This is a genomic window from Streptococcus sp. 11-4097, from assembly GCF_018215285.2.
Taxonomy (GTDB): Bacteria; Bacillota; Bacilli; order Lactobacillales; family Streptococcaceae; genus Streptococcus.
Genome location: NZ_CP185262.1, coordinates 227501 through 240224 on the forward strand (window position 1 = coordinate 227501; position 12724 = coordinate 240224).

The 12724-nt window shown below is 41.1% G+C and carries 12 protein-coding genes (1 of these 12 only partly in view); 11 read left to right on the plus strand and 1 reads right to left on the minus strand.

What is annotated here, in order from left to right:
* The 8 genes from KB197_RS01255 to pcp all read left to right on the plus strand — a co-directional run.
* A protein-coding gene (locus tag KB197_RS01255) for a hypothetical protein (RefSeq protein WP_064276437.1) crosses the window boundary here: on the plus strand, nucleotides 1–365 show its final stretch. 913 nt of this gene lie to the left of the window's left edge; the window shows 365 of its 1278 coding nt (coding positions 914–1278); its start codon lies beyond the left edge, outside the window; its stop codon occupies nucleotides 363–365.
* Nucleotides 366–440: 75 nt separating this feature from the next.
* The gene (gene thrC, locus KB197_RS01260) at nucleotides 441–1925 is read left to right on the plus strand and encodes a threonine synthase (protein ID WP_064276436.1); all 1485 of its coding nucleotides are present in this window, start codon (nucleotides 441–443) and stop codon (nucleotides 1923–1925) included.
* Nucleotides 1926–1985: 60 nt separating this feature from the next.
* The gene (locus KB197_RS01265) at nucleotides 1986–3266 is read left to right on the plus strand and encodes an MATE family efflux transporter (protein WP_212573555.1); all 1281 of its coding nucleotides are present in this window, start codon (nucleotides 1986–1988) and stop codon (nucleotides 3264–3266) included.
* A gap of 3 nt (nucleotides 3267–3269) precedes the next feature.
* Nucleotides 3270–3887 (plus strand): HAD family hydrolase, encoded by a 618-nt coding sequence (locus tag KB197_RS01270; protein WP_212573554.1) that lies wholly within the window; start codon nucleotides 3270–3272, stop codon nucleotides 3885–3887.
* A gap of 168 nt (nucleotides 3888–4055) precedes the next feature.
* Entirely contained in the window at nucleotides 4056–5273 is a 1218-nt protein-coding gene (locus tag KB197_RS01275; protein ID WP_212573553.1) for a LysM peptidoglycan-binding domain-containing protein, read from the plus strand.
* A gap of 309 nt (nucleotides 5274–5582) precedes the next feature.
* The gene (locus KB197_RS01280) at nucleotides 5583–6008 is read left to right on the plus strand and encodes a MarR family winged helix-turn-helix transcriptional regulator (protein ID WP_212573552.1); all 426 of its coding nucleotides are present in this window, start codon (nucleotides 5583–5585) and stop codon (nucleotides 6006–6008) included.
* A gap of 10 nt (nucleotides 6009–6018) precedes the next feature.
* The gene (locus KB197_RS01285) at nucleotides 6019–6381 is read left to right on the plus strand and encodes a DUF1304 domain-containing protein (protein WP_212573551.1); all 363 of its coding nucleotides are present in this window, start codon (nucleotides 6019–6021) and stop codon (nucleotides 6379–6381) included.
* A 113-nt stretch (nucleotides 6382–6494) separates the two neighbouring features.
* Nucleotides 6495–7139, plus strand: a complete 645-nt coding sequence (gene pcp / locus KB197_RS01290; protein ID WP_212573550.1) for a pyroglutamyl-peptidase I — start codon at nucleotides 6495–6497, stop codon at nucleotides 7137–7139.
* A 25-nt stretch (nucleotides 7140–7164) separates the two neighbouring features.
* On the opposite strand, the gene KB197_RS01295 is transcribed toward pcp, so the two are convergent.
* A complete protein-coding gene (locus tag KB197_RS01295) occupies nucleotides 7165–8022 on the minus strand; it encodes a DUF975 family protein (protein ID WP_212573549.1) in 858 nt (285 codons plus the stop codon).
* A gap of 116 nt (nucleotides 8023–8138) precedes the next feature.
* Here KB197_RS01295 and tgt point away from each other — a divergent pair, with 116 nt between their 5' ends.
* The 3 genes from tgt (at nucleotide 8139) to nagA (ending at nucleotide 12502) form a co-directional block, all read left to right on the plus strand.
* Nucleotides 8139–9281, plus strand: coding sequence for a tRNA guanosine(34) transglycosylase Tgt (gene tgt / locus KB197_RS01300; protein ID WP_001285237.1), 1143 nt, complete (start codon nucleotides 8139–8141; stop codon nucleotides 9279–9281).
* Between the two features lie 100 nt (nucleotides 9282–9381).
* Entirely contained in the window at nucleotides 9382–11199 is a 1818-nt protein-coding gene (locus tag KB197_RS01305) for an acyltransferase family protein (RefSeq protein ID WP_064276434.1), read from the plus strand.
* A gap of 151 nt (nucleotides 11200–11350) precedes the next feature.
* The gene (nagA, locus tag KB197_RS01310) at nucleotides 11351–12502 is read left to right on the plus strand and encodes an N-acetylglucosamine-6-phosphate deacetylase (protein ID WP_064276433.1); all 1152 of its coding nucleotides are present in this window, start codon (nucleotides 11351–11353) and stop codon (nucleotides 12500–12502) included.
* The last annotated feature ends 222 nt before the right edge of the window (nucleotides 12503–12724 follow it).

Genomic DNA, 12724 nt, shown 5'->3' on the forward strand with positions numbered 1-12724 from the left:
ATTTTGAAACCCATCGTAGTTATCAGTATCAAGACTTAACGACTCGAGGAACGGTTGAGTTTCGTAGTGTGTGTACTCAGCCACTTGATAGGACTTTTACTTCAGCAGCCTTTCACTTGGGATTGTTGGTTAATTTAGGCAAGTTAGAAGCTTACCTAGAAACAGCATCTTTCTTTAAAGTATTTGGTAGAAATTACAAATTTTTAAGGCGACAATTTTCTAAGAAAAAGCTTACAGATCAGGAAGAAACTGCGATTATAGAGTTTTCAAAAGACTTACTCTTGCTAGCTGACGAAGGTCTGAAGATGAGAAATAAGCAAGAAATGACCTATTTACAGCCTTTGAAAGAAGAATTGAGCCTATAATTTCTCTTATAAAAGGAGAATTTTCTGAAAAATCATGATATAATGGATGAGACTATAGATAAAGGATAGAGAGTAATGACATTAGTTTATCAATCAACGCGTGATGACAACAATACAGTAACTGCCAGCCAAGCAATTTTGCAAGGTTTGGCAACGGATGGTGGTTTGTTTACACCGGTTACTTATCCAAAGGTAGATTTGGATTTTGAAAAATTGAAAGATGCTTCTTACCAAGAAGTTGCTAAGTTAGTTTTATCAGCCTTTTTAGATGATTTTACAGCCGAAGAGTTGGACTACTGTATCAACAATGCCTACGATAGCAAGTTTGATACTCCAGCTATCGCTCCTTTAGTGAAATTAGACGGGCAATACAACTTGGAACTGTTCCATGGTTCTACGATTGCCTTTAAGGATATGGCCTTGTCTATCTTGCCATACTTTATGACGACTGCTGCTAAAAAGCATGGTTTGGAGAACAAAATCGTAATTTTGACAGCAACATCTGGTGATACTGGGAAAGCTGCTATGGCGGGATTTACGGATGTGCCTGGTACAGAGATTATCGTCTTTTATCCAAAGGATGGTGTCAGCAAGGTGCAAGAGTTGCAAATGACCACTCAGACTGGCGACAATACTCATGTTATCGCCATTGACGGTAACTTTGACGATGCGCAAACCAACGTGAAGCATATGTTTAATGATGTGGCTCTCCGTGAAAAATTGGCTGCTAACAAGTTGCAATTTTCATCAGCTAACTCTATGAACATTGGTCGTTTGGTACCACAGATTGTTTATTATGTTTATGCCTACGCTCAGTTGGTTAAGACTGGTGAGATTGTGGCTGGTGAAAAGGTCAACTTCACAGTACCAACAGGAAACTTTGGAAATATCTTGGCTGCCTTTTATGCTAAACAAATTGGTCTTCCAGTTGGTAAATTAATCTGTGCTTCAAATGATAACAATGTCTTGACAGACTTCTTCAAGACACGTGTTTACGACAAGAAACGTGAGTTTAAAGTAACAACTAGTCCATCTATGGATATCTTGGTATCTTCAAACTTGGAGCGTTTGATTTTCCATCTTTTGGGTAATGATGCAGTTAAGACAGCTGAACTCATGAATGCCTTGAATACACAAGGACAATATGAATTGACTGATTTTGATGCTGAGATTCTGGACCTCTTTGCGGCTGAATATGCGACTGAGGAAGAAACTTCGGCAGAAATCAAACGTGTTTATCAAACAGATGCCTACATTGAGGATCCACATACGGCGGTTGCCTCAGCAGTGTATAGAAAATACCAAGCGTCTACTGGTGATGTTACCAAGACAGTGATTGCTTCAACAGCTAGTCCATACAAGTTCCCAGTGGTTGCAGTAGAAGCTGTAACTGGGAAAGTTGACTTGACTGACTTTGAAGCCTTGGCTCAATTACATGAAATCTCAGGAGTGGCTGTGCCACCAGCAGTTGATGGCCTTGAAACAGCGCCGGTTCGTCACAAGACAACTGTAGCAGCTGCTGACATGCAAGCAGAGGTTGAAGATTATCTAGGACTTTAAGATAGAGGGAGTAAACTCGGTTGGGAAACCAACTGAGTTTCTTTTCATCAGGAGGAGAGATTGTTTAAGAAAAATAAAGACATTCTTAATATTGCATTGCCAGCTATGGGTGAAAACTTTTTGCAAATGCTCATGGGAATGGTGGACAGTTATTTGGTTGCGCATTTAGGGTTGATAGCTATTTCAGGTGTTTCAGTAGCTGGTAATATTATCACCATTTACCAGGCGATTTTCATTGCTCTGGGGGCAGCTATTTCTAGTGTTATTTCAAAAAGTTTGGGGCAGAAGGATCGGTCTAAGCTAGCCTATCATGTGACTGAGGCGTTGAAAATTACTTTACTATTAAGTTTCCTTTTAGGAGCTTTGTCCATCTTCGCTGGGCAAGAGATGATAGGACTTTTGGGAACTGAGCAGGCTGTGGCCGAGAGTGGTGGACTGTATCTATCCTTGGTAGGCGGATCGATTGTTCTCTTGGGCTTGATGACGAGTCTAGGTGCCTTGATTCGTGCAACGCATAATCCGCGTTTGCCCCTCTATGTGAGTCTCTTATCCAATGCCTTGAATATTCTCTTTTCCAGTCTAGCTATTTTTGTTCTTGATATGGGGATAGCGGGTGTTGCTTGGGGGACTATTCTGTCTCGTTTGGTTGGTCTTGTGATTTTGTGGTCGCAATTAAAACTGCCTTATACGAAACCGACTTTTGGTTTAGATAAGGAACTGTTGACCTTGGCTTTACCAGCAGCTGGAGAGCGCCTTATGATGCGGGCTGGTGATGTCGTTATCATTGCCTTGGTCGTTTCTTTTGGGACGGAAGCAGTGGCTGGAAATGCGGTCGGAGAAGTCTTGACCCAGTTTAACTACATGCCTGCCTTTGGCGTTGCTACGGCAACGGTTATGTTGGTGGCCCGAGCAGTTGGAGAGGATAATTGGGAAAGAGTAGCTAATTTGAGTAAGCAAACCTTTTGGATTTCTCTGCTTCTCATGTTGCCTTTGACCTTTAGTATCTATGCCTTGGGTGTACCATTAACTCATCTCTATACGACAGATTCTCTAGCGGTTGAGGCTAGTGTTCTAGTGACACTTTTTTCACTACTTGGTACTCCTATGACGATAGGAACAGTCATCTATACAGCAGTCTGGCAGGGTTTAGGCAATGCTCGGCTTCCCTTTTATGCGACAAGTATAGGAATGTGGTGTATCCGCATTGGAACAGGATATCTGATGGGAATTGTTCTTGGTTGGGGCTTGCCTGGTATTTGGGTAGGGACTCTCTTGGATAATGGTTTTCGTTGGTTATTTCTACGTTACCGTTACCAGCGTTATATGATGTTGAAAGGATAGGAGATGCAAAAAACAGCTTTTATTTGGGATTTAGACGGAACTTTATTGGATTCTTACGAAGCGATTTTGTCAGGGATTGAAGAGACCTTTGCTCAGTTTTCTATTCCCTATGATAAGGAGAAAGTGAGAGAGTTTATCCTCAAGTATTCGGTGCAGGATTTGCTTGTGCAGGTGGCAGAAGAGCGAAAGCTAGATGTGGAAGTGCTAAATCAGGTGCGTGCCCAGAGTCTAGCTGAAAAAAATGCTCAGGTAGTTTTGATGCCAGGTGCGCGTGAGGTGTTGGCTTGGGCAGACCAAATAGGGATTCGGAACTTTGTTTACACTCATAAGGGAGATAATGCTTTTGCCATTCTCAGAGACTTAGAGTTGGAGTTCTATTTTACAGAGATTTTAACCAGTCAGAGTGGCTTTGCGCGGAAGCCAAGTCCAGAAGCGGCTATCTATCTGATAGACAAGTATCAGCTGAATCCTGAGAAGACCTATTATATAGGGGATCGGACTCTGGATGTGGAATTTTCTCAGAATAGTGGGATTCAAAGTATTAATTTTTTAGAGTCGACTTATGAAGGCAATCATAGAATTCAAGAACTAGCAGCTATTCCTTACATTTTTGGGGATTAGGAACGATAAGATTGTGTCAGTTTTATGACAGAGACCTAACAAACTATTTCAAGTAACCGAGTTTGTTACAAGGAATAGACAGTTCTGTTAAATAGGCCCGAGAGGGCTTTTTTTCTGCTCTTTTTGTGTTATCATAGACAGGTACTCATTTGAAAGGAATTTGAAAGAATGAAGAAAAGAATATTATTAGCGTCAACAGTAGCCTTGTCATTTGCCCCAGTATTGGCAACTCAAGCAGAAGAAGTTCTTTGGACTGCCCGTAGTGTTGAGCAAATCCAAAACGATTTGACTAAAACGGACAACAAAACAAGTTATACAGTTCAGTATGGTGATACTTTAAGCACCATTGCAGAAGCCTTGGGTGTAGATGTCACAGTTCTTGCGAATTTGAATAAAATCACTAATATGGACTTGATTTTCCCAGAAACTGTTTTGACAACGACTGTCAATGAAGCAGAAGAAGTAACAGAAGTTGAAATCCAAACTCCTCAAGCAGATTCTAGTGAAGAAGTGACAACTGCGACAGCAGATTTGACAACCAATCAAGTGACCGTTGATGATCAAACTGTTCAGGTTGCAGACCTTTCTCAACCGATTGTAGAAACTCCAAAAGCAGTAGAAACTACAAGTACAAAAGAAGTAGCATCAAGTTCAGAAGTTGCAGAGACAGTTGCTACTGCAGAAGAAGTAGCACCATCTACAAACACTTCTACGACAGCTGAGCAAACAGTCGAAACAACCAGTCCAGTTGAAGAAGCAGCTCCTCAGGCAACGACTCCAGCTGAGAAAGAGGAAAATCAAGCAAACCCACAAGCTGAAGCAACAGTGGAAACAACTACAACTCCAGTAGAAGAAAAAACAACAGAAACAACTGCAACAAGTTCAGAAGAAGCAAAAGAAGAATCATCAAGTAGAACATCATTAAGTGAAGATACACCAGCAGTTTCTACTTATCAACCGGAAGAGACAAAAACAGCTTCAACAGCTTACGCGGCTCCTGCTGCACCTGATTATGCTGGACTTGCAGTAGCAAAATCTGAAAATGCAGGCCTTCAACCACAAACGGCCGCCTTTAAAGAAGAAATTGCCAACTTGTTTGGCATCACATCCTTTAGTGGTTACCGTCCAGGAGACAGTGGAGATCACGGAAAAGGTTTGGCTATCGACTTTATGGTACCAGAAGGTTCAGAACTAGGGGATAAGATTGCGGAATACGCTATTCAAAACATGGCTAGCCGTGGTATTAGTTACATCATCTGGAAACAACGTTTCTATGCTCCATTCGATAGCAAATATGGACCAGCTAATACTTGGAACCCAATGCCAGACCGTGGTAGTGTGACAGAAAATCACTATGACCACGTTCACGTTTCAATGAATGGATAAATCAGACTTGGTAATATCATTTTGACGAATGAGATCTAGCTTTCGTGATGGGGAGCGAGTCTCGTTCGTTTTTCTTTGTCATACTCTTCGAAAATCTCTTCAAACCACGTCAGCTTTATCTGCAACCTCAAAGCTGTGCTTTGAGCAACCTACGGATAGCTTCCTAGTTTGCTCTTTAACTTTCATTGAGTATCAATATGAATGGGAAGTTAGCATTTTGTAATGAGTTAAGCAACATTCTTGCATTTTATTTTACTTTACATTATACTTGATTTGTCAACTATTGATAAATCAAGAAAAGAGAAAGAAATGCTAGAGATTCAAGATTTACTGTATCAACTCCGCTTGTCTGAGCAAGCGAGTACGCAATTGTTTGAAAAAAGACTTGGGATTAGTTTGACACGGTATCAGATTTTATTATTTTTGCTGGAGAATTCTTCCTGTAATCAGATGGCGGTTCAGGAGCGTTTGAAGATTGATCAGGCTGCTTTGACACGGCATTTCAAGATTTTGGAAAAGGAAGGTTTGGTGGAGCGTCATCGTAATCCTGAAAATCAGCGGGAAGTGTTGGTAGAGGCTACGAAGTATGCTAAGGAGCAGTTAGTGGTGAATCCTCCTCTGAATCATGTCAGGGTTAAGGAAGCGATGGAAAGTATCTTAACAGAGTCTGAGAGAACAGAACTCAGCCGTTTATTAAATAAATTGGTTTTGGGTATTGAAAATATAGAAATTTAAGGAGAAATATATGGCAATTATTACAATCATTTTAGCAACAATCGTTGCTTTGGAGCATTTTTACATTTTTTATTTGGAAAGTATTGCAACGCAATCAGATGCGACTAGTCGCGTCTTTAACATGGAAAAGGAAGAACTGGCTCGTCCGTCGGTAAGTTCATTGTTCAAAAATCAAGGGATTTATAACGCTTTGCTAGGAGTCTTTCTCTTGTATGGGATTTATTTCTCACAGAATTTAGAAATTGTGACTATTTTTGTCTTCTTTGTGATTGGGGCTGCGGCTTATGGCTCTTTAACAGCAGATAAGAAAATTATTTTGAAGCAAGGTGGACCAGCTATTTTGGCCTTGATTAGTATTTTACTCTTTAAATAAACTCGAAGACCATTCTTATTCTCTCTAGCTCTTTTCAACTCCAGAATAAGGGAAATATGTTATACTTGTTTTTAAGAAAAGAATTTCATGGAATCTTTTGTAAGGAGTTAGAAATGAAAGTATTAGTGACAGGTTTTGAGCCATTTGGAGGGGAAAAGGTCAATCCAGCTTTGGAGGCCATTAAAGGTTTACCATCTGAAATCCATGGTGCTGAGGTCCGTTGGCTAGAAGTGCCGACAGTCTTTCACAAATCGGCCCATGTATTGGAAGAAGAGATGAACCGATATCAACCTGACTTTGTCCTTTGTATTGGCCAAGCAGGTGGAAGGTCTAGCTTGACACCTGAGCGAGTAGCTATTAATCAAGATGATGCACGCATTCCTGATAACGAAGGTAATCAGCCGATTGACATTCCCATTCGATCGGATGGTGCTCCGGCCTACTTTAGTAGTTTGCCGATTAAAGCGATGGTCCAAGCTATAAAAATGGTGGGCTTGCCGGCCTCTGTTTCCAATACTGCAGGGACTTTTGTCTGCAATCATTTGATGTATCAGGCCCTCTATTTGGTAGAAAAGAAATTTCCACATGTTAAGGCAGGTTTTATGCATATTCCTTATATGATGGAACAGGTGGTGAATAGACCGACTACTCCAGCTATGAGTTTAGTGGATATTAGGCGAGGGATAGAAGCGACAATCGGCGCCATTATCGAACATGGAGATGAGGATCTCAAGTTGGTGGGCGGAGAAACTCATTGATAGAAAAAAGCTTGAGGGAAAACCTTCAAGCTTTTGGACGTTTTCGAGCTAGTACTGCTCGGTAAAAAATTATTTTATTGATTTGAATATAGGGAAGAAGTGAGAAACTAGCAATTCCAAAGGTAATCCAATTGAGGAAGTACCAAGGAAGGAGTTGTAAGTCTAGGACAAAACGCTGAAACTTGTAACCTTTCATTAGAAAAAAGCTGGTTTTAAGAATTTGTCCTGGTTTAGCTTGGCCCAAGTCTAGAGTGTCACAGAGGAGCAATTCTACCTGTGAATAGGCATAGTATTGTGGGATATAGAGACTATTTCCGACAATCATCAAGAGGATACTTGCTAGGAAGTAAAGACCAAAGGTCATGAGGAAACGCTCAGTTTCAACTGACGTGAGATCTAGATTGGGAAATTCAGGATGGATTGCAACGAATTTCTTTGCTAAAAAGCTACTGTAAAAGAGGAAGTAAATCCCAAGTAAGCTAGGAATGCTCCATAAGAAGAGATAGAAACGTTTGAGAAGGAGAGTCAAAAAAGTTTGTGAAAAGTGCTCTTCGTTAAATAGAGCCAGACTATTTTTGACGGATAGTTCTGTATCAGGATTCTTAATGAGTCTCAGGGTTGTATAAACTGAACTGGTCAGGAGAATCGTCCCGATAAAGGAGACTAATAGTGGAAAAAGGTAGGCTTGGAATACATGACCAAGCATGCTTAAAAAGGATTGCTCTAAAATAGACTCGTTGATACGCTCTAAGGGATTAAGAAAGCCAGACAAGATGACCAGTATGCTAGGTAAGAGATAGACGAGAAAGAGGCGGGGATTTTCAGCCTGAAATTGTCTGGCTTGCAGACGAACGGTTTTTAAATCAATTTTTGGGTATTTCATTCTCTCATTATACCATAGTTCGTGACAGTTCCAGCTTTTTTTGATAAAATCATACAGTATGCCCTTGGGCACAAAGTATGAACTGGGACTGTCTTTCCCAGCTTCGGAGGTAAAAAATGTCAGATTCGCCAATCAAATATCGTTTGATTAAGAAAGAAAAACACACAGGAGCTCGTCTGGGAGAAATCATCACTCCCCACGGTACCTTCCCAACACCTATGTTTATGCCAGTTGGGACTCAAGCTACTGTCAAAACTCAGTCACCTGAAGAATTGAAGGAGATGGGTTCAGGAATTATCCTATCAAACACCTATCATCTCTGGCTTCGCCCTGGGGATGAACTCATCGCACGCGCTGGTGGTCTCCACAAGTTCATGAATTGGGATCAGCCTATCTTGACAGATAGTGGTGGTTTTCAGGTTTATTCCTTAGCAGATAGCCGTAATATCACAGAAGAAGGAGTAACCTTTAAAAATCATCTCAATGGTTCTAAGATGTTCTTGTCCCCAGAAAAAGCCATTTCTATTCAGAATAATTTGGGCTCAGACATCATGATGTCCTTTGACGAATGTCCTCAATTTTATCAACCTTACGACTACGTTAAGAAATCAATTGAGCGTACCAGTCGTTGGGCTGAGCGTGGTTTGAAGGCTCACCGTCGTCCGCATGACCAAGGGTTATTTGGGATTGTGCAGGGGGCTGGATTTGAAGACCTGCGTCGTCAGTCAGCTCATGACCTTGTCAGCATGGATTTCCCAGGCTACTCTATCGGTGGTTTGGCAGTGGGAGAAACCCACGAAGAGATGAATGCTGTCTTGGACTTCACAACTCAACTGCTGCCTGAAAACAAACCTCGCTATTTGATGGGTGTGGGAGCGCCAGATAGCTTGATTGATGGGGTGATTCGTGGGGTGGATATGTTTGACTGTGTCTTGCCGACTCGTATCGCTCGTAATGGGACTTGTATGACTAGTCAGGGGCGTTTGGTTGTCAAAAATGCCCAGTTTGCTGAGGACTTTACGCCGTTGGATCCTGAGTGTGATTGCTACACATGTAAGAACTATACACGCGCCTACCTTCGTCATCTGCTCAAGGCTGATGAAACCTTTGGTATCCGCTTGACTAGCTACCATAATCTTTACTTCTTGCTTAACCTGATGAAGCAAGTGCGACAAGCCATCATGGATGACAATCTCTTGGAATTCCGTGAGTATTTTGTTGAAAAATATGGCTATAACAAGTCAGGCCGTAATTTTTAAACTAGAATTGATATAAGCTAAAAATCCTAAGTTTTCTCTTGGGATTTTTCTTCTTTTTTTGATAGAATAAAGTGTATAATGAAAGGGAGAATAAACTCGTATGCGTATTAAATGGTTTTCCTTGATTAGGATTACAGGTTTACTTTTGGTACTCTTGTATCATTTCTTTCAGACCATCTTTCCTGGAGGATTTTTCGGGGTAGATGTCTTTTTCACATTTTCAGGTTTCCTGATTACAGCTCTACTTATCGAAGAATTTTCTAAAAATCATGAAATTGATTTGGTTGGATTTTTTAGGAGACGCTTTTATCGTATCGTGCCACCTGTGGTTTTGATGGTCTTGGTGACCATGCCTTTTACTTTCTTGGTTCGCCAAGACTATGTGGCTGGAATTGGGGGTCAGATTGCGGGTGTCTTAGGCTTTATGACCAACTTCTATGAACTGCTAACAGGTGGGAGTTATGAATCTCAGTTCATTCCACATTTGTTTGTTCATAATTGGAGCTTGGCTGTTGAGGTTCACTACTATATCCTCTGGGGATTGGCAGTTTGGTTCTTATCTAAACAGTCTAAATCAAATGGTCAGTTGAGAGGAATGATCTTTCTCTTATCTGCTGCTGCCTTCTTGATCAGCTTCTTCTCCATGTTTATCGGTAGTTTTCTAGTAACCTCTTATTCTTCTGTTTACTTCTCTAGTTTAACTCATGTCTATCCATTCTTTTTGGGAAGTATCCTAGCAACGATTGTAGGCGTTCGTCAGACGACTTCTTTAGTTAAGCAGTTGGATAAAATTTGGGATTTACGCAAGACCCTTTTAGTTTTTGGGGGAGGTTTTGGATTCTTACTCATTTTGACCTTCTTTGTCAAATTTACCTATCTCTTTGCCTATCTTATGGGCTTCTTGCTTGCCAGCCTTGCAGCCCTTGCTATGATTCTGGCGGCGCGTGTCTTACATGAAAAGACTCCTAACATGCAGGAGCCAAAGATTATCAGCTTTTTAGCAGATACTAGCTATGCAGTTTATCTCTTCCATTGGCCTTTCTATATTATTTTCTCACAGTTGACATCAAATCTTCTTGCTGTATTACTGACTCTGATTTTTTCTTATGGATTTGCCAGTCTGTCATTTTATGTATTGGAACCTTGGATTGCAGGAAAGGACACACCTATTATACAAACCCTCCGTCCCCTGCCTCATATTCACACAATCCTTGCAGCAAGTACTGGAATTTTGGCCTTCATTGTCTTCTTAGTAACTCTGTTGGCACCACAAGTGGGAGCTTTTGAGACAGACTTAACTGTCAATGGCTTGAAGCAAGCTGCAACAAATATTAACCAGACCAAGGTGATGACAGAACGAGCAGAAGCTGATAGTTTAGGAATTGCTGATGGCACTATGTTAATTGGTGATTCGGTAGCGCTAAGAGCTAATACAGCTTTGCAGACAGCCCTTCCTGGAGCACAGATTAATGCACAAGTCAGCAGAACAACCAAGACTGCCAATGAAATCATGCTAAATAATAGCCAGAATAAATTTCTACCAAAGATGGTGGTTATTGCAACTGGGGTAAATAATCCTGAAAATTACAAGGAAGATTGGGATAGCATCGTGAAAAATCTTCCTAAGGGCCACCATATGGTTTTGGTGACTCCTTATGAGGGGGATAAGGCAAAAGAGACCTATGCAATCGTTGAGAAAGAGGCTGCCTATATGAGAGAATTGGCAGAGAAGACTCCTTACATCACGATAGCAGATTGGAATCAAGTTGCGAAAGAGCATCCAGAAATTTGGACTGGAACAGACCAAGTCCATTTTGGAAGTGACAATAGTAAAATTGAAGCAGGAGCTAAATTGTATGCAGATACCATTGCTGCAGCCTTGCAAACAGCTCAAGACAAGCCAGTCAAATCAAAATAACTTGTATTTAAAAGAGAAGAGTTGGAAAAATCCAGCTCTTTTAAAATATCTCTAGAAAATAGGTCTATACCATTTACAAATAAAAAAGAAAGGTTTATAATGTAATTGACATAATAAATTGTGGAATCAATCTTTTAAGGAGGTTAACATTATGCCTAACTATATTAAAGCGGATCAATTTTTCTACCCACACGGAGTTCGTCGTGGTGGTTACTTGGAACTTGTGGATGGCAAGTTTGGAAAACATGTCGAGCAGATTCCTGAGGGAGCGGAGATTATTGACTATACAGGTTATAGCATTGCTCCAGGACTTGTAGATACCCACATTCATGGATTTGGCGGTGTGGATGTTATGGATAATAATATCGAAGGAACCCTTCACACCATGAGTGAAGGACTCCTCAGCATGGGGGTAACGAGCTTCTTGCCAACCACTTTGACATCATCTTATGAACAATTGCTTGCGGTAACAGAAAATATTGGTGCTCGTTACCAGGAAGCAAGTGGAGCCAAGATTCGTGGAATCTATTTCGAAGGGCCTTATTTCACAGAGAAATACAAGGGAGCTCAAAACCCTGCCTACATGAAAGACCCTCGTATGGATGAGTTTCGTGCTTGGCAAAAAGCAGCAAATGGTCTGCTAAATAAAATTGCCCTTGCGCCAGAACGTGAAGGTGTAGAAGACTTTGTTCGTACGGTTACGGGCGAAGGTGTGACGGTTGCTCTTGGGCACTCAAACGCGACTTTTGATGAAGCTAAAAAAGCAGTCGATGCTGGAGCGAGTGTTTGGGTACACGCCTACAATGGCATGCGTGGGTTAACTCACCGCGAACTGGGTATGGTTGGAGCCATGTACCAATTGCCACATACCTATGCAGAGTTGATCTGTGACGGCCATCACGTAGATCCAAAAGCCTGCGAAATTCTTATCAAACAAAAAGGAACTGCAAATATTGCCCTTATCACAGACTGTATGACAGCGGGTGGATTGGAAGACGGCGACTACATGTTGGGAGAATTCCCAGTTGTCGTTGCAAATGGAACTGCTCGTCTCAAATCTACAGGTAACTTGGCGGGTTCTATTCTCAAACTCAAAGACGGTTTGAAGAATGTGGTTGACTGGAACATTGCCTCTCCACACGAAGCAGTTATGATGGCAAGCTTCAACCCAGCTAAATCCGTTCATATTGACGATGTTTGTGGACAAATCCGTGAAGGCTATGACGCGGACTTTATCGTACTAGATAAAAATTTAGAATTGGTAGCAACCTACCTAGATGGCGTGAAACGTTATCAAGCATAAGAGAGAAAGCAGGAGTTAAAGACTGATTTCTTTTCAGGTTTTATAAAGAATCAATTGCACCCCAAAAGTTAGATTTTTTCCGACTAACTTTCGGGGTGTTTTCGTTATGTGTAAAACAGAACTAAATTCACTAGGTAAATTATTCATCTAACTTTTTTTGGGGAGTACTGTTTGGAAGATTTTTTAATTTCCCTAGGTAAATATCCTTAAATGAGGAGTAAG